The sequence below is a fragment of the Paenibacillus residui genome, assembly GCF_042677205.1.
In the GTDB taxonomy this organism is placed as follows: Bacteria; Bacillota; Bacilli; order Paenibacillales; family NBRC-103111; genus Paenibacillus_L; species Paenibacillus_L residui.
Genome location: NZ_JBHTIU010000016.1, coordinates 38,996 through 63,858, shown reverse-complemented (window position 1 = coordinate 63,858; position 24,863 = coordinate 38,996). Strand labels below are relative to the sequence as shown.

21 protein-coding genes and 1 riboswitch are annotated in these 24,863 nt (G+C 48.5%); of the genes, 14 read left to right on the top strand and 7 right to left on the bottom strand.

From position 1 onward, the window contains the following. Nucleotides 1-40: 40 nt before the first annotated feature. Nucleotides 41-1,102, bottom strand: a complete 1,062-nt coding sequence (locus ACFQ03_RS05410; RefSeq protein WP_379286618.1) for a Gfo/Idh/MocA family protein — start codon at nucleotides 1,100-1,102, stop codon at nucleotides 41-43. A gap of 3 nt (nucleotides 1,103-1,105) precedes the next feature. Next, complete coding sequence (locus ACFQ03_RS05405; protein ID WP_379286616.1) at nucleotides 1,106-1,846, bottom strand: ThuA domain-containing protein; 741 nt, start codon at nucleotides 1,844-1,846, stop codon at nucleotides 1,106-1,108. 240 nt (nucleotides 1,847-2,086) lie between these two features. On the opposite strand from ACFQ03_RS05405, the gene ACFQ03_RS05400 reads away from it, so the two are divergent. The 5 genes from ACFQ03_RS05400 (at nucleotide 2,087) to ACFQ03_RS05380 (ending at nucleotide 8,636) form a co-directional block, all read left to right on the top strand. Next, nucleotides 2,087-3,040: a helix-turn-helix domain-containing protein gene (locus ACFQ03_RS05400; RefSeq protein ID WP_379286614.1), complete on the top strand. Its 954-nt coding sequence runs from the start codon at nucleotides 2,087-2,089 to the stop codon at nucleotides 3,038-3,040. 252 nt (nucleotides 3,041-3,292) lie between these two features. Then, entirely contained in the window at nucleotides 3,293-3,925 is a 633-nt protein-coding gene (locus ACFQ03_RS05395; protein ID WP_144932919.1) for a class D sortase, read from the top strand. 181 nt (nucleotides 3,926-4,106) lie between these two features. Further along, entirely contained in the window at nucleotides 4,107-4,481 is a 375-nt protein-coding gene (locus ACFQ03_RS05390) for an MHYT domain-containing protein (RefSeq protein ID WP_379286612.1), read from the top strand. Further along, nucleotides 4,478-8,245 (top strand): PAS domain S-box protein, encoded by a 3,768-nt coding sequence (locus ACFQ03_RS05385; RefSeq protein WP_379286610.1) that lies wholly within the window; start codon nucleotides 4,478-4,480, stop codon nucleotides 8,243-8,245. Before ACFQ03_RS05390 ends, ACFQ03_RS05385 begins: the two co-directional genes overlap by 4 nt. Continuing rightward, the gene (locus ACFQ03_RS05380) at nucleotides 8,235-8,636 is read left to right on the top strand and encodes a response regulator (RefSeq protein WP_186328175.1); all 402 of its coding nucleotides are present in this window, start codon (nucleotides 8,235-8,237) and stop codon (nucleotides 8,634-8,636) included. Before ACFQ03_RS05385 ends, ACFQ03_RS05380 begins: the two co-directional genes overlap by 11 nt. Before the next feature lie 136 nt (nucleotides 8,637-8,772). Here ACFQ03_RS05380 and ACFQ03_RS05375 read toward each other — a convergent pair whose 3' ends face one another. After that, on the bottom strand, nucleotides 8,773-9,366 hold the full coding sequence (locus ACFQ03_RS05375; protein WP_144932927.1) for a TetR family transcriptional regulator: 594 nt from the start codon (nucleotides 9,364-9,366) through the stop codon (nucleotides 8,773-8,775). Between the two features lie 751 nt (nucleotides 9,367-10,117). On the opposite strand from ACFQ03_RS05375, the gene ACFQ03_RS05370 reads away from it, so the two are divergent. From ACFQ03_RS05370 to ACFQ03_RS05340, 7 genes are all read left to right on the top strand, one after another. After that, nucleotides 10,118-11,113, top strand: coding sequence for a 2-hydroxyacid dehydrogenase (locus ACFQ03_RS05370; protein ID WP_379286608.1), 996 nt, complete (start codon nucleotides 10,118-10,120; stop codon nucleotides 11,111-11,113). A gap of 214 nt (nucleotides 11,114-11,327) precedes the next feature. Beyond that, complete coding sequence (locus ACFQ03_RS05365; protein WP_379286642.1) at nucleotides 11,328-12,041, top strand: cytochrome c biogenesis CcdA family protein; 714 nt, start codon at nucleotides 11,328-11,330, stop codon at nucleotides 12,039-12,041. A gap of 288 nt (nucleotides 12,042-12,329) precedes the next feature. Next, on the top strand, nucleotides 12,330-12,521 hold the full coding sequence (locus tag ACFQ03_RS05360) for a cold-inducible protein YdjO-related protein (protein WP_144932933.1): 192 nt from the start codon (nucleotides 12,330-12,332) through the stop codon (nucleotides 12,519-12,521). 28 nt (nucleotides 12,522-12,549) lie between these two features. Then, on the top strand, nucleotides 12,550-12,744 hold the full coding sequence (locus ACFQ03_RS05355) for a sporulation protein Cse60 (protein ID WP_144932935.1): 195 nt from the start codon (nucleotides 12,550-12,552) through the stop codon (nucleotides 12,742-12,744). A gap of 211 nt (nucleotides 12,745-12,955) precedes the next feature. Next, nucleotides 12,956-13,516, top strand: a complete 561-nt coding sequence (locus ACFQ03_RS05350) for a hypothetical protein (RefSeq protein ID WP_379286605.1) — start codon at nucleotides 12,956-12,958, stop codon at nucleotides 13,514-13,516. Further along, complete coding sequence (locus tag ACFQ03_RS05345; protein WP_379286603.1) at nucleotides 13,428-14,465, top strand: ATP-binding protein; 1,038 nt, start codon at nucleotides 13,428-13,430, stop codon at nucleotides 14,463-14,465. The genes ACFQ03_RS05350 and ACFQ03_RS05345 overlap by 89 nt, the downstream gene beginning before the upstream one ends. 299 nt (nucleotides 14,466-14,764) lie before the next feature. Beyond that, complete coding sequence (locus ACFQ03_RS05340; RefSeq protein ID WP_186328176.1) at nucleotides 14,765-15,214, top strand: NUDIX hydrolase; 450 nt, start codon at nucleotides 14,765-14,767, stop codon at nucleotides 15,212-15,214. A 32-nt stretch (nucleotides 15,215-15,246) separates the two neighbouring features. Here the strand turns inward: ACFQ03_RS05340 and ACFQ03_RS05335 are convergent, their stop codons facing one another. Further along, complete coding sequence (locus ACFQ03_RS05335) at nucleotides 15,247-17,391, bottom strand: LTA synthase family protein (protein WP_379286600.1); 2,145 nt, start codon at nucleotides 17,389-17,391, stop codon at nucleotides 15,247-15,249. Between the two features lie 285 nt (nucleotides 17,392-17,676). On the opposite strand from ACFQ03_RS05335, the gene ACFQ03_RS05330 reads away from it, so the two are divergent. Continuing rightward, nucleotides 17,677-19,461, top strand: coding sequence for a lamin tail domain-containing protein (locus ACFQ03_RS05330; RefSeq protein WP_379286598.1), 1,785 nt, complete (start codon nucleotides 17,677-17,679; stop codon nucleotides 19,459-19,461). A gap of 214 nt (nucleotides 19,462-19,675) precedes the next feature. On the opposite strand, the gene ACFQ03_RS05325 is transcribed toward ACFQ03_RS05330, so the two are convergent. Both ACFQ03_RS05325 and ACFQ03_RS05320 read right to left on the bottom strand, forming a co-directional pair. Beyond that, nucleotides 19,676-20,917 (bottom strand): Nramp family divalent metal transporter, encoded by a 1,242-nt coding sequence (locus ACFQ03_RS05325; protein WP_144932945.1) that lies wholly within the window; start codon nucleotides 20,915-20,917, stop codon nucleotides 19,676-19,678. Nucleotides 20,918-20,995: 78 nt separating this feature from the next. Next, a complete protein-coding gene (locus ACFQ03_RS05320; protein ID WP_379286596.1) occupies nucleotides 20,996-22,219 on the bottom strand; it encodes an MGDG synthase family glycosyltransferase in 1,224 nt (407 codons plus the stop codon). Nucleotides 22,220-22,413: 194 nt separating this feature from the next. After that, nucleotides 22,414-22,549: riboswitch (cyclic di-AMP (ydaO/yuaA leader) on the top strand. Between the two features lie 11 nt (nucleotides 22,550-22,560). Between ACFQ03_RS05320 and ACFQ03_RS05315 the strand changes: the two genes are divergently transcribed. Then, nucleotides 22,561-23,436, top strand: coding sequence for a CAP domain-containing protein (locus ACFQ03_RS05315; RefSeq protein WP_144932949.1), 876 nt, complete (start codon nucleotides 22,561-22,563; stop codon nucleotides 23,434-23,436). Nucleotides 23,437-23,492: 56 nt separating this feature from the next. On the opposite strand, the gene ACFQ03_RS05310 is transcribed toward ACFQ03_RS05315, so the two are convergent. Continuing rightward, entirely contained in the window at nucleotides 23,493-24,701 is a 1,209-nt protein-coding gene (locus ACFQ03_RS05310) for a hypothetical protein (protein ID WP_144932951.1), read from the bottom strand. Nucleotides 24,702-24,863 lie beyond the last annotated feature (162 nt).

Here is a 24,863-nt window from a genome sequence, read left to right as displayed (position 1 = left end):
TGCATTTTATTATTTCGAATATCTGACTGTCCACAGAAAGTTACAGGCGTACTTCCGTTTGAGTTTCGGCCGATTCGTAGATTGCGGATAAAATCTCAATCATGTCAACGCCGTACTCGGGAGTGATGATCGGCTCGGTTCGTCCGAATACGCAGTCAATGAAATGGCGAATGTTGAGATGATGCGCCTGATCACCGGTCTTGGGAAACCGGGGAGTGATGTCGCACAGCACCTGCTCGATCTCGGTAAACAGCTTCAAATCGTCATTCTGCATGCTGCAGCCGGCGAGCGTTCCTCGAAGCTCGAGAAATTTCGATTCGTGCTCAATGTTGGAGGCCCAGCTAAACTCGATTTGCAGCGTAGCCCCGTTCTGGAACCGGATGAACCCGGAGGCCAAATCCTCGACATCGAAAGTCCCTCCGACCGGCCGGCCGGTTACTTGCTTGAGATTCGGGTCCGATATCGTTGTGCCTGCGAATTTCGTATAGGTAGAGGCGGATACGGACATCGGCTTCGGATTCCCCATTAACCAAATGGCGAGATCGATCATATGAACCCCGAGATCAATTAGAGGGCCTCCGCCGGACAGAGCTTTTGTCGTAAACCAGCCTCCCCGACCGGGGATGCCGCGGCGGCGGATCCAACCTGTCCGTCCGGTATAGATATCACCCATCGCTCCGGAGTCGATATATCTTTTCAGAAATTGCGACGCCTGGGTAAACCGGTTGTTCCGCATCACCATCAGCACTTTGCCGGATTGCCGGGCCGCTTCGGCCATCTTGCGCGCTTCGGCGGGATTGATGGCGTCCGGTTTTTCGCAAAATACATGGATTCCCCGGTTCAATGCGAAGATCGATATTTCCGAATGGAACAGGTTAGGGGTGCTGATTCCAACCGCGTCCAGCTCCTCGCGCTCCAGCATCTCCCGATAATCGGTATAGATGCGCGGAATTCCGAAATCCTTGGCCGCAGCCTCCGCCAGCTCCCGATTCGAATCACACGCGGCTACAAGCTCCACCTCCGGAAGAGACAGCCAACCGGGAGCATGGATATGGCGGAAAATATTGCCGGTTCCGATAACACCAATCTTAAGCCTGCTCATTCGTTAAACGCTCCCCTTATCTTTAATCGGCTCCAGGGATGGAATGTAACGCCCGTACTTCGGCTTGCTGTCGCCCGTCGGTGCGGCCCAGCGTACGCTGTTGGCGATGATGCGGCGCACTCCTTCATTATAGTAGGTCGGATGCGTCTCATGACCCGGACGGAAATAGAAGATGCGTCCCAGCCCTCTCTTGAAGCAGCAGCCGCTGCGGAAGACTTCCCCGCCTTCGAACCAGCTTACCAGGACGAGCTCGTCCGGTTCCGGAATATCGAAATGCTCTCCATACATTTCTTCCTGCTCCAGCTCGATGTATTCGCCGATTCCCTGCACGATAGGGTGTCCGGGAGAGACGACCCAGAGCCGCTCCTTATCCCCGGCTTCGCGCCATTTGAGATCGCAGGAGGTACCCATTAATTTCTTGAATATTTTGGAGAAATGTCCCGAGTGGAGAACGATCAGTCCCATTCCGGCAAGCACCCGCTGATAGACCCGCTCGACGATCTCATCCTGAACTTCCTTATGGGCCATATGCCCCCACCAGACAAGGACGTCGGTCTCGTTCAGCACTTCTTCCGTCAATCCGTGCTCAGGCTCATCCAACGTTGCGGTGCGGACTGCAAATTCCGTGCCCAAGGCTTCCGCCAGGACGGCATGTATTCCTTGCGGATAAATGTTCCGGACCGCCTCATCTTTTAGTTCATGGCGGTATTCATTCCATATGGTGACTCTCACATTGCCGCTCATTTCATTGCCTCCTTATTTATGCATTGCACTAATGGTTTGTTCTTGTCCCCTCTATCATAAGTAAACAGAACGGCCGAGAAAAGGAGCGATCCTGACCATTTTGTATCCAATTGTGCTCACAAGCGATCAAGCATGGTATAATTAATCGATGGAATAGCGATTCTTAAGTTTATCAGCCGTTCGGCTGTTTGACAATGTGGGACAAGCAAACGATTAAACCGACCCGGCGGGGGGAAAACAATGAAGATCAGCCATGAGGAAGTCCATTATCAGAATCCTTTTTTGTGTCTCAAAATTTGGGAAATCGTTCACGACAGCGGCGGAGAAATGACGCCTCAACCGGCCGATACTCCGCCGGATCGCTGGCATTATCATAGAGAAGCGGAATTCCTGCTCATTCTGCAGGGAGAGATGGAGGTGGGGGTTCCCGAAGAGAAATGGACGATTGGAAGCGGGGATGTGCTGCTGATCGGCTCCTCTCAGCCGCATTGGACGCGTCCGCTCGGCAAGCCGCTGAAGTACATTGTGTTCCAGCTTGATCTTGCATCCCATTTTGATCAATCCGTAGTGGTTCACCTGAAATATTTTCAAGAGCAGATCCGGCCGTTAAGCGCGTTAAACTATATCTTTAAAGAAAATCCGGAGGCAAAGAAGAAGGTGGCCGAGGCCATTCTGGGCATTTACGAGGAAATCGGGGGCCAGGCCAAGGGCTATGAAATTGCGATTTCGATGCTGGTCAAGCAGATTATTCTGGTGCTTGTCCGGAGTGACCGCAGCGACAGACTGCAGTACGATCGCGGAGAGCAGCTGCAAATGCTGGCGCCTGTTCTACTTTATATCGATAAGAACCTGAAGGAGAAAGTGACGGTTGCAGAGGCAAGCCGGCGGATGAATTTAAGCTATCATCATTTCTTGCGGACGTTCAAACGGGCAATCGGCATGTCTTTCACAGAGTACGTTAATTTTAAACGGATCCGGAAGGCGGAGCAGCTGTTATTGACCGAGGACCTGACCGTCGAGCAGATTGCGAACGAGGTGGGGATACCGAACCGGGCGCATTTTCATGAGCTGTTCAAACGGCAGCACGGCTGTTCTCCGGCACAGTTCAAGAGAAGAATGCATAAGCAGTTTCCGACCGGCGAGTCCCGGAAGATCTCGGGGCCGGAAGAAGCTGCAGCGGGCACAGATGGCTAAAACCTGTGCACACGGCCTGGCATTACAATACGTATTTTTATATACTAAAATTGATTTATTTTGTAAATTTCTATATATCAGTTGCATGGTTTCAATACTAGTCTTATACTCGTGTTTAAGAGGAACTCTGTCTTGAATTTTCTAAGCGGGATGCGGCCATATAACGATGATTGGGCCTGTCGTCCTTGTATGCCAAGACGACATATTAACGGGATAGGGAGGTTGCCTGTGCTGCGAAAGAGGAAGACCGCCATGAGAAATAAAATTGGCTCTTTATTAATCCTTATAGGTGTCATTTTCATATTCGTTAGTGTATATCAGTATTTCAGCCATAAGATAGGAATGCAAAGAGCGTTGGAGGAGGCGGAAAGCAAGATTTCCTTGGAACAGGAATTCAAGCCCAAGCCGATAGTTCAGCCGGAGGTGGATTCTAAGGAAGCTCTGCAGGCTGCCCAGTTAGCAGCAAGACAGCAATTTGATCCCCAGGATAACGATGTCATCGGTGTTCTGAAGATTCCGAAGATTGAAGCCAAGCTGCCGATTATCGAAGGAACGGATGAGGAAATGCTCGCCAAAGGAGTAGGACACTACCGCACAACGGCATTTCCTATGGATAATGAACAAATCCTGCTGTCGGGACACCGTGATACCGTCTTCCGAAATTTCGGCGAATTGGAGATTGGAGACCGTCTGATCGTTGAAATGCCTTACGGAACATTCGAGTACAGCATTGAGGAAACCGAAATTGTCTCCAGCGATAATACAACGGTTATAGGCCCCAAGGGAGAGGAAGTCTTAACCTTGTCGACCTGTTACCCGTTCAGATATGTTGGGGATGCCCCCGACCGGTTTATAGTTTACGCTTATCCGGTAGAGGATGAATAGAAACCATGTTGTATCAGCAAGGAGTCAGATGGCTTGAGCCTTAATCATGAGGTTTGGGCCATTTTCTTTTATCACCTTCGTTTCTACTTCCAGATCGCGAATTCAACAAAAAATGGTCAGAAATTGTATAGGAGCCTGTGAGATTATAAATATAATATCGTCCAAGCTCGAGGTGGTCTCTTTGCATCACATACATGGCACTTATAACTTTCCGCTTGTCATTCTTTCCGTCTTCATTTCCATTTTTGCATCTTATGCTTCATTAAATATTATAGACAGGGTAGTTTTGAAGCAAGGAAGATCCCGGTTCCTTTGGATTTTATTCGGGTCCTGTGTAGAGGGGTTGGGCATTTGGTCGATGCATTTTGTCGGGATGCTGGCGTTTCATCTGACTTTCGAAGTAACCTATGATCCTTGGCTGCTGGTGCTTTCGATGATCCTTCCCGTCTGTGCGGCTTTTATCGCCATGCAGTTTGTCAGCAGAGAGAATGTCACCCATTTCCAAACGGTATTGGGCGGCTTGTTCATGGGCATTATACCGGGATGTTCGCAATGATCGTTCCTGCGGAAATTCACTACGATCCCTACTTGGTTACCCTGTCTCTGCTCATTGCGGTTACGGTTTCCATAGCGGCGCTCTATTTGATGTATCAATATAAAAAGGGCTCGCGGAAATCACCATATCTCTTAAGAATTGCCGGAAGCTGCATGATTGGCGGCGCCATTACCAGCATGCATTACACGGGGATGGCTGCGGCCAGCTTTACCGTATCTGAAGAGATGCTGCAGCGCTCTATGGAGTATCCGGTTGTAAACAATATTGACCTTGCCGCTTGGATCGGTTTGACCGCGGTATTCATCCTGCTCCTGATCATCTCTCTGCAGTCGATCGAACACAAGATAGAAATGCGATTGGCTACATTGAATGAACGAAGATATCATTACATGTTTGAGCACAATCCGGATATCGTGTGCCTCTTTGATGTGCACGGAAAATTGCTGCAGGCCAACTCCTCAATGGAGAAGCTTACAGGCTACACTGTGGAAGAGGTAAGAGAGAGGACGATTCCCGGCATGCTGGATCTCCGGAATCGTTATAAAGTGATTTCCAAATTCAAGAAAGTATCGGAAGGACGTTCCCAATCGGTCGAAATTACCTTATGGCATAAGAACGGCTCGCTTCTTCATCTGAATACTACGATCGTTCCCATCTTTATGCACGGAGAAATAGTTAACATTTACGCGATTTCCAAGGATGTAACAGCCCATAGAAGAGCTGAGGCTGGATTAAGAAGGGAGAAGGATACCGCCCAGAAATATTTGGATGTCGTTGGCGTTATGCTGTTAGTTCTGCAGGCGGACGGGACGGTTTCCTTGATCAATAGAACGGGGTGCCAAATTCTCGGCTATCCGGCTGAACAAATCATCGGTGTCCATTGGTTTGAGCATTTCGCAGCGGATCCTTCCCGAGATCAATTCAGGCTGTTGCTCCAGAGGCTTATAGATGGAGCCCAAGAGATGGAAGAAAGCTTCGAAAGCACGATCAGGACCAGAACAGGAGAAAGAACGATCCTATGGCATCATACGATTCTTCTGGATGACGATGAGAACAAGCGAATCCTTGTTTCCGGAGCGGATATTACGGAACGTAAGCAAGCCGAGATCGCGCTGCAGAAGAGCGAAGCCAGTTTATCGGAATCCCAACAAATTGCCAAGCTGGGAAGCTGGGAGTGGGATTTGAAGAGAAATGAATGGAACTGGTCCATCGGCATGTACAAGATTATCGGATTGGACAAGGACAAGCTAACGTTGGCCCATATTGTTTCCCTGGTCCATCCGGAAGACCGCTTGCAATTCCAGCAGAAAGTGGAAGAAGCGTTAAAAAATAAAAGCGAATGTACTCTGGAATATAAAATGCTGATGCCGGATCAGACCATTCGCTATCACTACGGGGAAATCCACATGGAGGTGGATGATCGGGGGACTCCCGCCAGAATGTACGGCTTTGTTCAGGATATTACGGAGCGCAAACAGCTGGAAATGAAGCTGCGGGAAGTCACGCAGGCCAAGAGCAGCTTCCTCGCCAGCATGAGTCATGAAATACGGACGCCGCTGAATGCTATTCTGGGGCTGGGCCATCTCATTCAGATGACCGATTTGTCCGACAAGCAGAAGGACTATATTCATAAGATTCAATCGGCCTCGCAATCTCTTCTGGGCATTATTAATAACATTCTGGATTTCTCCAAAATCGAGGCGGGGAAAATAGAACTCGAGTCCATTCCTTTTCAGCTAAGCCGGGTGCTGAAGGAGGTGACCGATGTTATTTCCGTCAGTGCCGCTGAGAAAGGGCTGCATATTTTCTTTAGTTCAGAATGGGATGTACCCGATGAGCTGATCGGCGATCCTTTGCGGCTTGGACAAGTCATCATCAATCTGGCCAATAACGCCATTAAGTTTACGGATAGCGGAGAAATTGTAATTCGAACGAAATTAGTCTCACTAAAGCATGATAGTGTAAAGCTGCAGATTTCTGTCAAGGATACGGGAATCGGTCTCACACCCGAACAAAAATTGGTCATTTTTCAGTCGTTCGCTCAAGCGAATGAAGCGACAACGCGCAAATATGGAGGAACCGGCCTGGGTCTGTCGATTAGCCAACAATTGGTTGAGATGATGAACGGGAGCATCCATGTGGAGAGTCGCATCGGGAAGGGGAGTACGTTCTCATTCACGGCGGAATTCGGGCTTCAGGAACAGCGGGAAAGAGTATTAATTCCCGACAAGCCGTATAAATTAATAGTTATCGATCAAAGCAAAACCTCCCAGGATTGTATTAGGGAATCGCTATGCCCTTATACTTTTGAAGTGACCTGCTTGGATGACGCTTCTTCATTGGATACGGGGCGGATCCCTTTACGGCAGGACGTGAGAACCGGATATGATCTAGTCTTGTTGGACTGGAATACAGACAAAAGTAATTGTTTCGCGGCAGCGAAAGTCCTAGGGAATAGTTCTAAAGTAAGTGGTATCCCTTCCATTACCATGGTAAACTGGTTTCAACGGACTGATATGGATGGAAATAGCAATTTGCCCCGTCCGGATTATATTTTGGAAAAGCCTTTTAACAGGGAGGAATTACTTGCTGCCGTCTGGAAAGCCATAGTGCCAGCTAAACGGGGTGATGTCGGCGAAGTCCAAGCACTTTCTCTTACCGGACTTATGGAAGAAGGGCCGAATCAGACGAGGATTTTGATCGCGGAGGATAATCAAATCAATCGTTTGGTTTACCAGGAGATTTTAGCTCCGTATTTTAATAATGTAGTTTTAGTCGGCAGCGGGAAAGAAGCGGCGGATTTATTTACTCGTTCACCCCGCCTACAATTTGATATCATACTGATGGATCTGCAAATGCCGGAAATGGACGGCTTCGAAGCGGTCCGGCTTATTCGCAGTCAGGATGCGGAAGTTCCGATTATTGCCATCACGGCTCATGCTCTGTTATCGGTTAAGCAGCAATGTTTAGAACAAGGAATGAATGATTTTATTTCCAAGCCGATCGTTCCGTCGCAGCTTATTTCTACCATTATTAAATGGACTAACGGCAGATTGGAAGAAGGTTATATTAAATATGGAGAAACGGCTGTAAGCAGGTATAGTCCTCCGAATATTCCATCCTTGGATTCAGACCTGCTCGATTTGGGCACGCTATCAGGCCGTCTAAACGGGAATCAGGCTAAACTATATGATCTATTGATGACGTTCCTTAAAGAGCATTCCGAATTTATTCCGCAAATCCGTCGATATTTAGCCGAGGAGGACTATGTATCCGCAGGCCGCCTTGCTCATAATTTGAAAGGAGTGGCCGGCAATCTGTCCATGGATTCCCTGGCGCACTCCGTTCATAAGTTGGAGAAAGCTCTTAATCGGCGGGAAGGAAGTAAGATCAGGGTTCAGATAGAAGAGTTGAGACTTCTTATAGATGCGTTAACCAAGAAAATTGAAGCCTGGCTCCAGCAAGTCGATGATGCCATGGAGATGGAGCCCCTGGTCCAGAAACCGGGCAAAGTATATATAACTTCATTATTTAGAGAGCTTGATCTTCTGTTAAGCAAGAACAGCATGGCGGCGTTCGAAGTTTCGGAACGTATATATAAGGTTCTGCGCGGAGATCCCGGGATCGGGAAAGAGGCAAGAAGCCTTGTGCATTCAATAAAACAGTTGGATTATAGCCGGGCAAGACAAATATTGCTGGAAATCGAAGCCGGTTTGCTTTATCAAATACCCGAAGACAGGGTGGGATTTGAAATTGAACGATAAACATACGATACTAATTGTCGATGACTCACCTTCCAATATTTTGCTGCTGCAAGCGATTCTGGGAGAGGAATATGAAGTCTTGTATTCAACAAGAGGGGAAAAAGGATTGGAAATGGCGCAGGAGCTACAACCCGATTTGATCCTTCTGGATGTTATGATGCCGGATATGGATGGGTATGCCGTGTGCAAGCAATTAAAAGAGAACCCTCTGACCGTTGCCATTCCTGTTATTTTCATTACCGTACTGGATCATGAGGAAGATGAAGGAAACGGGCTTCAGGCAGGGGCCATTGACTACATAACCAAGCCATTCAATACAACGAATATTATGATGAAGATTAGGAATCATTTGACGTTTAAGGACTTGATTCGCCACAGAAGGATCAACTGATTGATGCCTACAGAACCAAACCATTCAACGGACGGCAGGTCTTCGAAGTACGGACATATGCCTTAGTTGAACGAGGGTTAATACATAATTTTAAAGCGAATAAGCCGCACATACAAAATTAATTGAAAGACTGCAGTTATTGCTTAAATTTCAACCCGGCTAATATAAAATCGGCCGTATGACGGATCTCAAGGCTCGAATCCTTCTCCAAAGCCTGGCTGGACTCGATAAGGAAGGAGTCATATGCCGGATATACCAGTATGGAAGCAATGAACATCAGGACCAAATCCAACGATTCATAATGAAACACACCATTTTCTCTACCATTAATAAGTATCTTCTTGAGATAAGAGAAATAGGGTGAGATGATTCTGCTAATCACTTGCTTCCGGGGACTATCGGTTGATAGTTCGTGTCTTAAAATCATGTTAAACTGCTTGTCCTGCTTCCGCAAGTTTATAAAAATGTCAACGAAGGAGCGCAGGGCCTCTTCAGGGTCCGCGATATCCTCATGCTTATCAAGTTTATGTCCATTATTCAGATATAAGGATTCAATGACCGTGTAATAGAGATTTTCTTTGGAGCCGAAATAATAGGAAACAAGAGCCAGATTGGCATCAGCCGCCTCACAGATTTGCCGGACGGAAGTCCCGTCGTAGCCATTGTTGGCAAAACAGACTTTGGCTGCTTCCAGAATTCTTTTTTTCGATTCGTCCTGTTTATGATTCATTCCTATCCTCCGCGAAAATTCATTTATCACGATTATAGTAAATTTAGACTAAAACTACAAACCGTAAGGATTAAGGATGTGCCAAAAGGTTTCTTGTTTTCGCATCCGACCCGATTACCGGACCGGCAAAAACGGGCCGACACCTTTCCGTTAAGGAAGGTGTCAGCCCGTTTTTCAGTGTACGGCAGGGGGTGAATTAATATCTGCCTATTCCTTTTGACTTGGAAGGATAGTTAGCGGTGCCGGCGACCTCGTCTCTTTCGGAATAAGTGTAATAATGGCAAGGTACGGGGACACAATGATGGCGGTTAACTACTTCTATCGGATGAATGACCGGGACAACCTGCGGATGATAATAGTCTCTTACTACCCGAGAGGTCGGAGCAATCACCGGTTTTGCTGGAGGACATGGATTATGATGACAATGCATTCTGATCAACTCCTTCTTGACCAAGTATACTAACACTATACGCCGGCAAGGCGAATGGAGACTGTTCATTAGTCTAGATAATTGCTCTTTTTAGGCAAAATGGGGGATAGCCTACAGCTCTTTGGGCCCTTGCGGACATTGGGATGCTGGGAGCCATATGATTGACTGATGCTAATTCCATGGAGCCTTGCGGCGAACCATAATAGAGAACCTGAACGAATATGGTAAACTAAATGAAGAAGGCTTGGTTTGCTAATTCACTCCATGATACGGACGCGAAAGTGGCCGAGCTCCATTGGATGACAAGAGGAGGAAGTTCTTATGAAGCCTAAAGTGTTCATAACCAAACCGATACCGAAGGATGTGCTGGATTATATTTCCCGTCATGCCTCTGTCGATGTATGGGAGTCGGAAGGTCCTGTTCCGGAGCAGGTATTACGGGGAAAACTGCCTGATGCGGAGGGGCTTCTAACCTCCGGATTGCGGGTCGACGGCCGACTGCTGGATCTGGCTCCCCGGTTAAGGGTGGTGAGCAGCATTTCGGTCGGGTACAATCATCTGGACGTAGCGGAGCTGGCCCGGCGGAGGATTATGGCGACGCATACTCCGGGTGTGCTGGATGAAACGGTGGCTGATCTGATCTTTGGGCTTATTCTGGCCGCGGCCCGCCGTATACCGGAATTGGACCATTACGTCCGTGCGGGACGGTGGAAGGCGGGAAGCCAGGAGCATCTGTTCGGAATAGACGTACATCATGGGGTGCTGGGCATCGTTGGAATGGGCCGGATTGGCGAGGCAGTAGCAAGAAGGGCCAAATTCGGCTTCGGAATGGAGATTTTGTATGCGAACCGGACCAGGAAGCCGGAGGCCGAAGCGGAGCTGGGGGCACGGCATTGCGATTTGAACGAACTGTTGGAGCAGGCCGATTATGTGGTGCTGATGGTTCCGCTAACCGAACAGACCAGGCAAATGATCGGGGCCGAGCAGTTTGCGCGGATGAAGCCGACAGCCGTCTTCGTGAACGCTTCCCGCGGGCAAACGGTGGATGAACAGGCGCTGGTGGAAGCGCTGCGGAACGGCACGATTCGCTCGGCCGGATTGGATGTCTTCGCGGAGGAGCCGATTAGCGGCGACCATCCGCTCGCCTCTCTGCCGAATACGGTGCTGGTTCCCCATATCGGCTCGGCAACCGCGAAGACACGGTATGATATGGCCAAGCTTGCTGCCCAAGACTTGGTGGCCGCTCTGCAGGGCAGACGCCCCGCTCATCCGCTTCCCGAGCTTCGCTCCTTGCTGGAGGATAACTTGCCGGGGTGATTGCCGTAATCACCGACGATGTCAATGGATTGCCGCTCAGTCTGTCAGATGGTCAAAATTGATTCTCTTGCCATATGGCTCTTTAATAAGTTTTATTATTTGTCAAATTTGCCTGGACGGGTGTCATTGACACCCCCATCTTCTTATACTACTATTTGTAGTGTGATGTACAGCCGTTGGCCTGCGGCTATATACAGATAAGAAGGTGATTGTGCTGAATGCTGCCGATTTAAGCCTCTGGATCGTTTTCGGAGCAGGCATCCTCTCGTTCGTCTCGCCCTGCTGTCTTCCTTTGTACCCGTCCTATCTGTCTTATATTACGGGAGTGTCGGTTAAAGATCTTCAGGAAGGCAAAGGATTATTGGAGAGACGAGCGATGCTCCACACCGTTTTCTTCATACTGGGATTTTCCATTATTTTCGTTGCCCTTGGATTCTCTTTAAGCTTTATCGGGTCCTTCTTCGCGGAATATCAAAACCTGATCCGCAAGCTGGGCGGTATCTTCATTGCCGTCATGGGGCTGATTATGTTGGGGATATTTACGCCCAAAGCATTGATGAAGGACCGCCGGTTTACTTTCCGGAGCAAGCCGCTCGGGTACTTCGGGTCTGTCCTCGTAGGTGTGACCTATGCAGCCGGCTGGACACCCTGTGTCGGCCCTATCTTGGCCGCTGTTATCACTCTTGGAGTAAGCAATCCGGATCAGGCCTTCTTCTATACGCTAGCCTATACGATCGGATTTGCCATTCCATTCTTCATCATGGCTTTCTTCATTGGCAGGATGAAATGGATCATGCGGCGTTCCGGGTTGATTATGAAAATAGGCGGGGGCCTGATGGTCCTTACAGGGATTTTGCTATACACCGACCAAATGACGAAAATCACCATTTATTTTATCGAACTATATGGGGGCTTTACCGGATTCTAGTCTCGCTATAACTCTTCTCTATAATTACATTAATAGGAAAATGAAAGATGAATTGACAATGTCTTCCTTCTGTAGTATAGTTATGCTTATATAAGGCATTTCGCTCGTTGGAGCGGGATGCCTTCGTTTCTCTATAGGAATGTGGCAACTTGCCGGTTTAAAGGGTGGTGATGACGCCATGCATGTTCTTGTTCTCGGAACATAACACCTATCAGCCGTTCGCAGCTTGGATTTGAGGCTGCAGGAGCAAGTCCAACAGGATTATAATAGAACAGGTGAAGGATGGATATGAAAAATTTTCCTAACAAAAGCAAATCGGAGAAGGAACCTCCTGTCATTGAGGCGAAAGTATGGATATGTACGGGAGGTCAGTGTCCGGGCTGGATGCGGGCGGAGTTTACTTTCGCGGAACAGCCGGAATGCCCGCTGTGTCACTCGGAGATGAGCCTTGGGGTTAAAGTGGTGCCTAAAATATCGTAAACAATATCTCCACGAAAGGGGAACTTCTATGATTCAAGTGAAGGAATTTTTAGATACTCATAATTCATCCGCCGAGAAGAAAACGAACGATTTTCTAGCGACTCTACGTGACGATCAACTGATTGATATTAAATATTCTACCGGGATGAAAACATTCGGCACGACAACGGAGCAAAGAAGCTATATTCTAGTTATTTATAAAGCCGACCCACCTTCCAAATAGTAGAACCGGATCTGTGGCAGGCCTTCCGGGGAACTCTGTCTATCCTGAGTGAAGTCCGAATAGTCGATCAGACAGTCCCTCGCTCGTTTCAGCGCGCCTGAACCGTCCTTGACGGCAGGGCGCTGTTTAATTTTATGCAAAATAAATTGCTGAATAAAGCAGATTTCATTATGCTTGTAGTATTAGATGCGGGAAATTAGGAGAGCTTGCCATGAAAAGACAGATCAGGAGCTTATTTTCGGGTAAAAATATGCTGATATATTTTTTTGTCGTGATTATACCTGTGCTCGCGTCTAGTTATCAATACTATAGCGTAATAACCGGCAAGATAGAGGGCAGACTGTCCGATAAGGTCATGAAAGAAGCGGTTCAGAACAGTCTGTATATAGAAAATTTTATGGTAGAGACCGTGGGCAGGATCGAAACGCTGGCTCTGACCATATCGGCCAAGGATAATCCGGCATGGATTCAAGAGATGCTGTCCAAGATGCATCAACTGGATCCCCGTTTCTCAGGTTTTATCTGGGCATCTGACACCGGTCAGATTCGGCTCAGCTCCATTCCATTCGACGGAAAGCTAAATTTGAGCGACCGCTCTTATTTTACCGAAGCCATCCGTACAGGCCGTTCTCAAATATTCGGAAGCTTATTTCGGACGAATAAACGGAAATTACATTGTATCGGTGGCTACGCCTGTTATCGATTCCGAGGAACAAATTATCGGGGTATTGATCGGAAGCGTCAATCTTCAGGTCATGAGCGAGTATGTTAATCAACTGTCCAACTCGGAAGTCCGGCTTTATGATCATTATGGGAATTTACTGTTTCTGTCCAACTCTTCCGGCAAAATTCGTCATCCGGTTTCTGCGCAATACGAACTGAATAATGTTCCCTGGAAGCTGGAGGTCGTCATTGACCGCTTTCACCCGGATTTCTCCGGCAGGCTTCTTCTGTTTGTCGTCTTTGCGTTTATTCTGGCGAATGGGTGCTTTATGATATTCCAGCTGTGGAGGATGAGGAGAAACCTGCAGAAGGAAAGGGAGCAGAATGAGGCGCAGAAGCTGAAATTGATCGGTACGATTGCAGCCAGTACGGCCCATGAAATTCGAAATCCTTTGACAGGAATTAAAGGCTTTATCAGTCTGCTCAGCGAGAAATACACGGATGAGAAGGATCAATACTTCTTCAGCCTCATTAAAAAGGAAATTGACCGGATCAATTCCATCGTCAGCGAATTGCTGATCATCGGCAAGCCCGCGGAGACGGAGGCGACCCAGGAAGTGAGTCCGCTTGAAGAGATCTTGACGGATATTCTGCCTCTGATAGAATCGGAAGCCCATCTGTATAATGTGAGTCTGCATGTTGATATTCCGGACAGACCTCTTCCCGTCCGCTGCTCCAAGGTCCATATCAAGCAGGTTCTTCTGAACCTTGTCAAGAATGCATTGGAGGCGATGGTTTCCGGAGGAGAGCTGACGATTAGAATACTGGCGGAGAAGCAGCAGCTGACGATTATCGTATCCGATACCGGAATCGGGATGTCCAGGCAGGTCGTTAAGGAAATCTTTACTCCTTTCTTTACATTAAAACCGAATGGCACCGGATTAGGGTTAGTCGTCTGCCAGAATATTATTGAAAGCTGCGGTGGGGTTATCCACATCGAAAGCGAGCCCGGCAAAGGAACGGATGTGTTCATCCGTCTGCCTTTGGTTCAGACGTAGGAATCTGTCCGGCGAAGCATAACAAGTTCCCAATTCCAATTCAAGCCATACTTTGCGTTCGAGCATCCCTACTTCATTATAGGGGGATGCTTTTTATTATTGGACTGCTTTCGTAAATTAGGATAAGAAATTGGGCTTTGCTTGCATTTTTTGCTAAAATAATAACCAGAGTTCTCGAAGTCGGGTGAAAACATGGAACTAAGCAGAAAATAATCCATAAATCACTTTACTTCCTGGCAAACGGAATTGGGAATCAAACCATCGAGTTCAAGATGCATAAGTTGAAGGAGTTTACGATTATGATCCAAAATGAGCGGAGCGATGAATCGATCCAGGTGGTTAAGGTGCTGGCCGTTCATCGGCACAAAATTGTGATCGTCAGACAATTCAGACGGTCTATGAACGAATATACGTATGAGCTTCCCGGAGGACGGCTGGAGAACGGGGAGCACCCCAAAGCGGCTGCGCTTAGAGAAATGCAGGAAGAAACCGGATTGAAATGCAATCGTCTGACCGAATTGGGGACTTTCATCGATTCGGAGCGAAGAGTGGCCGCCGGTCTATATTTCACTAATGATATCATAGCGGAAGGACCCCAGAATCTCGAGCCGGACGAACGAATTGAGGTTCGTCTGGTTGGAATTGAAGAGGCGCTCTCCAATGTCCTTCATCGCAGATGGAGAGACCCGAGACTCGGGGTCGCCCTTATTCTTGCCCGATCCAAAGGATATTTGGACAAGAGAGGATAAGTCTGCCTCCGGTAATAACGGGGCAGTCGGATTCATTTCGTACCGGCACCGGCATATCCCCCTCCCTCTGCCGCAGAAACGGTTACAGTCCAAGTTTCCGATTCGGCTATGACCGTTTCCTTATCGTCCAGAATTTTGACCTGCAGTTCCCATTGGCCTGGCTTATATATATCGGATTGCGGGTGAACAACGATCTGCTGCTCGCTAATCCATTCGGTCGGCTGAGGCTTCCCGTTTATATAAACAACGCTAAGCGGGGCGAAGGCCCGGCCCTTAATCGGGACAGAAGCCTCCTTAGCTGTCAGGGGCAGACTCTGGCCGATCACCAGCGGTTCGGAGGGGAAGGGCCCCAGTATCATTGGATCATATCCTAATGTAAAGCCGGGCTGCACAATGCTGTCCTTCCATCCGGAGTAGCCATGCTGCTCCCCGAAGAGAATATCATATTGCAGCGCTTCATATTCCTTAAGATCTTCGTCGCGTATTCCCATTCTTTCATAGTAATCTTTGGGCGGAATGACCGGGATACGGCCGCCCAAATCAAGCAGGTAATCGGTATAATAGCTTCCTCCGACCTTAGCCAGTTCCAGAATATAGGGGCCCAGGAAAGAAGGGCTGAGGTTAATGGTCTCTTGCTTGTTCGGCAAATAGTTGTTCCATACGATAACGGGTACACGGTACATTTTGTCAAGAAAGTCGGGGTCCTTCTCCTGCAAATACCCTACATCTTTGTAAACCTTGTAGTCATCCCCGAGGAAAGGGAGATGATCTCCGAAGAAAGCGAGTATAGTCGGTTCCTCCGAGGCGCTGAAATATTCCACCAGCTGCTTCAGCATATCATCCGCCCCTTTGGTCCCTTGAGCATAAGTCTCCAGCATCCCTCTGGATTCCTCGGACATTCTGCCCTCCACCCGAATCGTATTTTGCTTGAATTTCCCCGGATAATAATGAAAGTGGTTTTGCATCGTATTGGCGAAAATAAATGCCGGGCCCTCCGTTCTTTCGGTTTCGGAAATAATGACGTTGGCGACCTCTTTGTCCGCGATATAAGGGCCTTCATATACCGGCTTGAGAAATTCCATACTAATATATTGGGAGAAGCCGAAGTATTCATAAACCTTGTCGCTGTTGAAATACCAATGGTGGAAAGGACTGATGGCTTTCGCCGTGTAGCCCTGTCTGGTTAGTATGCTTGCGAGGGAATCGACCGGACGGTTGATATATTGATTATAGGCGATGGAGCCTTGCGGCAGGAAACGCATGGAAAGGCCTGTCAGCACTTCAAATTCGACATTGGCCGTACCGCCTCCGAATTGGGGGGATAACAGCGTGCCGCTCGGATAGTCGTGCTGCAGAGAGTGATAGAACTCCAGAGGGTCCCGGCTGAATTTAACGTCTTTAAGAACGGTCGGATCCCACAGAGATTCGCTCAGGACTACAATGACGTTCGGTGGCCGGGACTCTCCGGCCGGGGTCGGCGGCTGATACTGACTAACGATGGCTTCTACCGTATCCGTATCCATCCTGTCTTGGGAATTTTGGAACAGAAGCTTCACATTCATCAGCGATGCGAGGGCGAATCCGTTCTCCTTGACATTATCCGCCTGGTTATAATCGATCGTTTCGAAGCCTAACGTCTTCTGCAGGGGAGGGAAATCCGTATATAGAAAGGTCAGAAGCAATAAGGAAGAAGAGGCGAGAACCCATCTTTCCTTGCCATATATGCGGACGGGAGAAGGGGGAAGTCTGTATTGTAACCCATAGCTTCCCGCCAGGAAAACAATAAGCGCGGCCAGAATGGGAAAGGTAAATAAATTTGTGATATACGGTATCATATCCCTGGTTTCGCCGGCGAGCAGGAAATCCCAGGGAAGCAGCGGGACATGGAGGATCTTCAGCTTGATCCCGCTAACCCATGAGAAAATAAGAATAACGGGCCCAATGCTCCAATAGGCGGCCCGGGGTCTTCCCGTAAGGGCGGAAATAAGCAGCAGGAAGCCAAGAACGGTCAGCACATTGAAGCCAAAGTGGGCGAAGCTCCGCCATGTCCACTCCAATGCCTGGAGTGCATTTCCACGGCTAAGCACCTCAGAAATCCATACTATCCAAACGGAAGACAGAACAATTACATATCTGGACTTCGCATATCCGGCCACTGGTTTTACCCATCGGTCCATGCTATCGCTCTCCCGGAACAGTTTAAGATTTTGTAAATATATGATTACGCTTACACATTATATCAGGGAATTTCTTGTTGTTAAAGAAGGAATTTTATTACATAAATGATGAAAAATATTCGGTAGTATAGCGGTTCACTAAAAATTGGGACTGATTTTTGTTTTCGTATTAGGTCATTTTATTTTGAAAACTACAAAAATTATTTGTATTTTCTGTTGATTTTGTGGAAAATATTGAGCATTATTATTATGATAACGTTATCATCGAAAATAAGGAGGAGAATCATGAAGTTTCGAGTCATTATTTTTTTGTTGATTTTTTGCTTGGCGGTAGGGATAGGTGGGCAGGTTGGTTATTCTTCACCATCGGATATTCAAGAGACAGCTCAGGACAGAATTACCCAGGAGGAAATAGGCCCGGTACATCGGGTTCAATCTTCCAATTACCGGGATCTGGATTCGGTAAGCGAACAGGGGCCGGTCATTCCCGGCTTGATGCAGGGCCTGATCCCCCAAGGAATTGCTTATTACGAAGCGATGGATTGGCTGCTTGTGTCTTATTATCGTGATAATGGTCAACCGAGTGTGGTAAGTGTTATCGATGGAGCAACCGGACAGTTCATCAAGGCGCTGGACCTGTACAAAGACGAATCCACGCCGTATACGGGTCATGCAGGCGGGTTGACGGTAAGCGAGAAGCATATGTGGGTAACCTCGGAGAAGAGCGCCTACGCGGTTAAGCTGGAAGATCTGATTCAATCCGCAGACGGTGGCCGGCTTGTATTCTCGAGTATTACCCGCACGGAGACGAATGCTTCTTTCGTCACTTATGATTCCGGTATTTTGTGGGTGGGCGAGTTTGCCAGATTTAATTTTAATACAGAGCCGTCGCATCATATGAGAAACCGGGAAAACATCGAGCATTCTGCCTGGGTTGCCGGATACCGGCTTACAGACGAGGATTTGATCGATACTTCTCGGACGGTTGAGAAGACCAATGCGGCCATTCCGGATCTTCTTCTTTCCATTACAGACGAAATTCAAGGGATGGCGTTCGTGGACGGGCATATCCAGCTCAGCCAGTCTTACGGCCGGACGGTAGAGAGCTCGCTGCTGACTTACCGGCTTTCCCTGGATGAATCACCGCATGCCTATACCGACCGTTTTGGCAATGATCCGGTTCCTATCTGGTTTCTGGACGGATTGAATAAGGTTCATACTGTTGTTATGCCCCCGATGTCGGAAGGGATTGTCGAGCATAACGGCCGTTTGTATATTTTGTTTGAATCCGGGGCGGAAACTTATCGGGACAGCTTCTATCCCGTTGACCGCGTTTACGTTGCCGATTCCGGCCGACTGCTAGCGATGACCCCTACGGTTCCCGGAGCATCGGGAGAAGCTTCGCTCTTGATCACCGAAATGGTTGTGGCTTCACCGGGTGAGGGAGAGCCGTACGAATATATAGAGCTCTATAATAACAGTAATCGGGCAATTGATCTGGCAGGTTACAAAATGTATTACTATTACGACCCGGCTCATCCGGAGCTCTGGAATACGAAAGTGACCAAATGGCTGATAATGACGGCGAAAGATGTGGATCCCGGCGTGAAAGAGGAGACGAATACGGTGATTAGACCGCATCAAACCAAGATTGTTTGGCTCAAGAAGCCCGGTCATTACGACAAGACCGTCGCGGATTTCAATGCCGCTTACGGGACGAAGCTGAAAGCTGGCGATTTCGTATATATCAAGCTTGCGCAAGGTCAAGGGCTCTCCAATACGACCCAGAGATTTCTGGCTGTGGTGGCGCCTAGAGGGAATCAAGTTTTTGATCGGATCAGTCATGTAACTTATAATGGCAGCTCGGAGAATCCTTCTTCGGAAAGCTGTGGAAGCGCCGATCGCCCCTGCGATTTTGCCGTCGGCGAAAGCATTATTTATTATTATCCGGAGGAGAGTCCGGCAGGAGTGTTGGGAATGGTGAGGAAGGTTCCGCAATCTCTTCATCAGACCCCGACTCCGGGCAAGCTTCTGCCCGAGCAGATCCGGTCTATCGCCAAGGGAAGATAAATTCAATAAGGTTGCTCCTATTCTTCATAGCTCCACAATGGTTAAGCTCCTCAAGTGCAAGTGAGAGTTAATCCGGACGGCTATTCTTCGAAAGATGTAAGTCCGAGAAAAAAACAAAAAAGAGCGGGCGTTGGAGGGAACTTGCCCCCGGCCTCGCTCTTTTTGTCTTAATTTTAAATTCGGATCCGGATAAACTTGATTGCGGCTGGGATCACTAAGAGAAGAAGATCGTGCGAATGTTGTTAACAGCCAATACTATCAAGACCAGAATGCCAAGAATGGCCACGATATTTTTGAACCATGTATTCTTCAGGTCGCCCATAACTTTCGAATCGTTGGCAACCCTGTACATGGCAACACCGATAATAGGCACGATAATGACGGTGATGGCTTGGGCGAAGATGATCATATTCAGAGGCACCGCCCCAAACAGCAGGGCTACGATTCCTCCTACGGCCATTACGGCAAGAATGCAGATTCTCACGCCGCGTTCGCTTAACTTGCTTCCAAGTCCGAGAGATTCGGCCAGCATAACCCCTCCGATGGTAGCGTTCCCGGTAAGAGAAGAGAAGGAAGCGCCGAACAAGCCGATTATAAACACGACGTTCGCCCAACTGCCGAAGACAGGCTCCAGAGCTTTGCCGATATCGCCGGCGGTATTGACTTGAATGCCCTGGGGCAGAAGAATGGCGGCTGAGCTTATCATAATCATGGAGGAAATCAGTCCAAGAATGATGATCCCCGTAAAGCTCTCTTTCACGCCGTCTCTAAGCCGGTCCTTAGTCAGTCCCTTCTCCTGCACCAAGTAGGATTGGTAGAAGGCACCGACGATACTGAAGGTAGTGGCTACCAGCCCGATGATAAGCAGCAGGGAGCCTTCGGGCACCCTCGGGACTAATCCGCTCAAGATGCCGCCGATACTGGGCTTGACCATGATTAGGGTCAACAGGAAAGAAATAATCATTAGAGCGACCATAACCAGCATCATTTTTTCCAACACTTTGTAGAAATTTTTGGTAAAGAGCAGAGACATGCCAAGCAAAGTCGTAATGATCACCCATACCGGCGTTGAAGTCTGGGTCAGATCGGCAATGGCCAGCCCCGAACCGATGGAATTTCCCGCCTGAAAGGAAGAGGTGACCAGGCAAGCACCGATCCCGATGACGACTGTAACGGCTTTACCCCATTTCTCACGAATAACCGACAATAGGGAACGGTTCGCAGCCATCCCGATTCTGGCGCTCATTTCGGTAAAGGCTAACATAAAACAAACCGATATTACCATGACCCACAGCAGATCGTAGCCATAAATGCTGCCCAGCTTGGAGGTAAGCGTGATGCTCCCAGGCCCGAGGACCAGTGCCGCTGTAATCAGGGAAGGGCCTAATGTGCCCAGCCACCGGGCTAAGGACGAGGAAGATGTTCTGCGATCTGGCAGTTGCGACGGGTTGTTCATTCAGAATACCCCCTTGACTTAATGATGAAGCGCTTACGTAATTGTATTTTAGTGAGCGTATGTTTAAATGACAAGTCTTTAATTTGTCTTTAAATTGAGAGAGGAGGTAAGCTCCTTAAGAATTCGATTTGTGATTTTATCCGAAGCGCCGCCGCAGCCCGCAAATCGGTCATAGGTGAAATTGAAGCGGTCCGAATCGGAAGCATTCCACAACGCTTTCATATGTTCGTCTAAGCTTTCTCCGGTTAACATTTTCATCTTGGCTTCCATTCTTTCCCGTTCAGATCGGTCTAAGGAAGTCATCATTCCGATCTGCTTGACTAACTCGCGGGGACAGCGGGCAATCGCTGCTACGCCTTGACTCTGGAGGTACAGGGCGTTATCCGCTTCCTGCCCCGGCAGGGGGCGATAAACAATAATGGGAAGGCGGGAGGCGAGAGCTTCCGTTAATGTGATTCCTCCGGCTTTGGTCACTATGCATGCGGAAGAGGCCATCAATTCCGCCATTTGTTCAACGAAGCCGTAAATCTCCACATTCGGGTCATTCCCGAAATTTTTTGCGATGGAGTTAAACAGGGCCCGGTTTCTTCCGCATACGACAGCTATACGGGCATCCTTCAGTTCTCTGCGAATGAGGGAAATCACCTCGGATAAATTGCGAAGAATACCGTTGGCGCCGGCCATTACCAGGACCCGGAGGAAAGTGCGGGCAGCTGCCGGATCCCGGTCGGACACGGTTTGTTCCCTGAGATGTACGGATGGAAAGGAGGAACGGATCGGTATGCCGCTTACGGCAACGCGTCCGGGATCGATTCCCTGCTCGAGAATGGATTTCTTCAAGTCGGGGGTGGCTACGAACAACAGGTCATATTCCGAGTATATCCAACGGTTGTGCAGAGCGAAGTCCGTCAAGATCGTAAACGTAGGAATGTTAGCTCCGCTTCTTCCGCGAATGGCAGGCATCGGAAAAGTACAGATGAGAACATCCGGCTTCTCCCGGGAGATCAGCTGCATCAGCTTCTTGGCCCCCCATGCTTTCAACCCTTTGTTCAGCATCCGCTGAGGCTTCATATTTTGGGTACATCTATATATCCAGCCATAGATGTACGGGAAATATTGGGAAGACATCTTGTAGAACTGTTGAACAGCCCGGTCCAAAAATGGATACGACTCCCCATATAAGTCCACGAGCTTCACTGCCTTGAACCCCCTCCGGGATAAAGTCTCCTGAAGAGCCCGTGCCGCCTGGAGATGGCCGTCCCCGTAGCTTGCATACAGAATAAGTGCTTTTAATCCATACATATAAGCATCCGTCCTGCCCTTGAAATGGAAGAGAAGTATTATTGCCGGTTCGCCACATAAGATGATCTTTTACGATTGAGGTATATGTATTTAATGTGTTCTCATATGCGGAAAATCATGTACCGTATCAGGGCAATTGTATGAATTACCAAACATTGTAGAATGAAAGGGCTAATCTAGCATGTTACAATCTAGTAGAAATTCGGCCGAAGCACAATCTAGTGCGCGGGGGAACCAATAGTGGGGGTGAAGCGGCTTTGCAAGCCGTAGGGCGATTACTCTTTGACCCGAACCCGTCAGCTAACTTCGCAGGCCAAACAAAGAGGAGGAAACTGAACACCATGAAGAAACACATTAAGAAAGTTGCTCTTTCCGGAGTTTTGCTCGTGGGGACTATGTTGTCTGCCAATGCAGCATTCGCTGCTCCGCAAACATTTCATTCTGGTGATGCAGTAAACCATATCACCAAGAAGTACGGGATTGACCTTGAATCCTTGTTCAAGAATCATCCCAAGTTCAGCAAATTTATCATTATAGGACAAGACGGATTTAAGTTTGATTTCTCTTGCAATCCTATACCTGACAAAGGAAACGGAAGCAAGCCTGCACCATCCAAGCCGGATAAAGGCGATCAGGGAAGCAAGCCCGCGCCATCCAAGCCGGATAAAGGCGATCAGGGAAGCAAGCCCGCGCCATCCAAGCCGGATCAAGGCAATCAGGGAAGCAAGCCTGCACCATCCAAGCCGGATCAAGGCAATCAGGGAAGCAAGCCTGCACCGACCCAGCCAAACCAAGGCGATCAGGGCAACAAACCTGCCCCGACTCAACCTGACCAAGGTCAATCCGATATTTCTCAATATGCTAAAGAAGTAGCAGAATTGGTGAATCAGGAACGGGCGAAGGCCGGACTGAAGCCTCTGCAGCTGGATTCCGCACTTTCCGCTATGGCGTTGGATAAAGCCAAAGATATGTATCATAACAATTACTTTGACCATAATTCGCCAACCTACGGCTCTCCGTTCGATATGATGGACACTTACGGCATCAAATATTCATATGCCGGAGAGAACATTGCCAAAGGCCAACGCACACCCGAGGAAGTTATGAATGCATGGATGAACAGCCCGGGCCACAAAAAGAACATCATGAGTCCTAATTTCACCAAAATAGGCGTAGCTTATTACCAAGGGGAATGGGTACAAGAATTTATCGGTTAATAAAATAACCAAAACGAAAGAGACCGACGCTTATGCGTCCGGTCTCTTTTTTTTCATCATGAGTCCAGGTCTTTCCAGCCTCCATAAGAGAAGAAGCTGATTCCGGCAGCCCCCGCTTCTTGAGCGACAAGCTTATATTTTTCCCAAAGAGGTTGATCGATCGGGAATTCGTCTGACCGCAGCAGCCCTGCATATAGAGGCACTTTATTTTCGGAACGGGCTATTTGCTCCCGGATGATCTGTCCGAAGCTTTCGGGGGTGAGCCAATAGTTCATGGGGCACACAAAATCCATCAGCCCTTCCTTGATCCACTCCCACCATTTCTGGCCGAACTGCTCATATTCACTGCCGGGATGGAAAGGCTCATTTCTCAGTTCGTTTCCGTAAGGCGAATTGTACCAGATTGCCGCAGACAGCTGCGCTTCCTTGCGTTGAGCCGTGATCTCCCGCCGGATATTTCGAACAACTCCGGTAATCAATGAGGAGCGGAACGCATACCAATCCTCCGCATGATGCTTCAGAATCCAATCCGCCCGCTGCCGGGTCTCTTCCAACTCGTCAGGGATCGAGAGATTAAACTCCCGTGCCAACCTTTCCAGGCAGCGCTCGCAGAAGCAATAATGGTAAGAACGTCTGAGATGCAAATGACGGCCAATTGGAGGATCATTATAATGATTGAGGGCTTGTTCCACAAAGAAGGTAGTTGTCGTCCCGTTCGCCGTCGTCAGCTTCAGAGGCTCCCCGGCACGGGGAATAACCGTCCAATGCCCCGCCTGATTCGTATCGATAGACAAGCGGCTCTCATAATGATAGAAACGGATGAAATCCAGATGAATCCCTGCCAATCCGGGATGCTTGACCAGCATATCTTTGCAGCGGCCGGCAATGAACGAGACAACATCCGGATTCGAGGGATCCAGAACATAGCGGCGGCCTGCCAAAGGCTCGTCCCAATTGGAAATTCCTTCATAATCGACGCAGTACGCCTCCCTGGATTGGAAAGGAAGACTTGCTCTATCTTCAGCCCGAAGCTGGAGGGTACCGATCATCCCGTGTATTTCAATGCCTGCCTTTGAGCACGCCTCCACGACCGAATCCATCTGTTCAGCGAATTCCGCCGCCGGATTCGTCCAATCGTGCAGATGAAGCAGAAGCTTGCCCACCCTATGCCGTGCGCACCACTCCACTAACTTCTCTGTATCCCCTAACGTCCAATTCTTATTTCCGATATACAGCCATGCCGTGTTTTGCCTAACTGTTGTCATTAAACTAACACCTCTCCGTTCTTTTTCCGGCCTCTCAAGCTAATTTGAAAGCCGCCTTGCCTTGCAGGTAAGTCCATTATAGCCCATCCTTCGTCGAGCTCAAGACGGAAAGGGACAAGCTTGGGCAAATAGTAATGAAAGTACTAAAAAAAGTAATCACTG

Coding starts and splice junctions, on each gene's coding strand:
- ACFQ03_RS05410 (WP_379286618.1), bottom strand. CDS start 1,102: ATGAGCAGGCTTAAGATTGGTGTTATCGGAACCGGCAATATTTTCCGC.
- ACFQ03_RS05405 (WP_379286616.1), bottom strand. CDS start 1,846: ATGAGCGGCAATGTGAGAGTCACCATATGGAATGAATACCGCCATGAA.
- ACFQ03_RS05400 (WP_379286614.1), top strand. CDS start 2,087: ATGAAGATCAGCCATGAGGAAGTCCATTATCAGAATCCTTTTTTGTGT.
- ACFQ03_RS05395 (WP_144932919.1), top strand. CDS start 3,293: ATGAGAAATAAAATTGGCTCTTTATTAATCCTTATAGGTGTCATTTTC.
- ACFQ03_RS05385 (WP_379286610.1), top strand. CDS start 4,478: ATGATCGTTCCTGCGGAAATTCACTACGATCCCTACTTGGTTACCCTG.
- ACFQ03_RS05375 (WP_144932927.1), bottom strand. CDS start 9,366: ATGAATCATAAACAGGACGAATCGAAAAAAAGAATTCTGGAAGCAGCC.
- ACFQ03_RS05370 (WP_379286608.1), top strand. CDS start 10,118: ATGAAGCCTAAAGTGTTCATAACCAAACCGATACCGAAGGATGTGCTG.
- ACFQ03_RS05360 (WP_144932933.1), top strand. CDS start 12,330: ATGAAAAATTTTCCTAACAAAAGCAAATCGGAGAAGGAACCTCCTGTC.
- ACFQ03_RS05355 (WP_144932935.1), top strand. CDS start 12,550: ATGATTCAAGTGAAGGAATTTTTAGATACTCATAATTCATCCGCCGAG.
- ACFQ03_RS05350 (WP_379286605.1), top strand. CDS start 12,956: ATGAAAAGACAGATCAGGAGCTTATTTTCGGGTAAAAATATGCTGATA.
- ACFQ03_RS05340 (WP_186328176.1), top strand. CDS start 14,765: ATGATCCAAAATGAGCGGAGCGATGAATCGATCCAGGTGGTTAAGGTG.
- ACFQ03_RS05335 (WP_379286600.1), bottom strand. CDS start 17,391: ATGGACCGATGGGTAAAACCAGTGGCCGGATATGCGAAGTCCAGATAT.
- ACFQ03_RS05330 (WP_379286598.1), top strand. CDS start 17,677: ATGAAGTTTCGAGTCATTATTTTTTTGTTGATTTTTTGCTTGGCGGTA.
- ACFQ03_RS05325 (WP_144932945.1), bottom strand. CDS start 20,917: ATGAACAACCCGTCGCAACTGCCAGATCGCAGAACATCTTCCTCGTCC.
- ACFQ03_RS05320 (WP_379286596.1), bottom strand. CDS start 22,219: ATGTATGGATTAAAAGCACTTATTCTGTATGCAAGCTACGGGGACGGC.
- ACFQ03_RS05315 (WP_144932949.1), top strand. CDS start 22,561: ATGAAGAAACACATTAAGAAAGTTGCTCTTTCCGGAGTTTTGCTCGTG.
- ACFQ03_RS05310 (WP_144932951.1), bottom strand. CDS start 24,701: ATGACAACAGTTAGGCAAAACACGGCATGGCTGTATATCGGAAATAAG.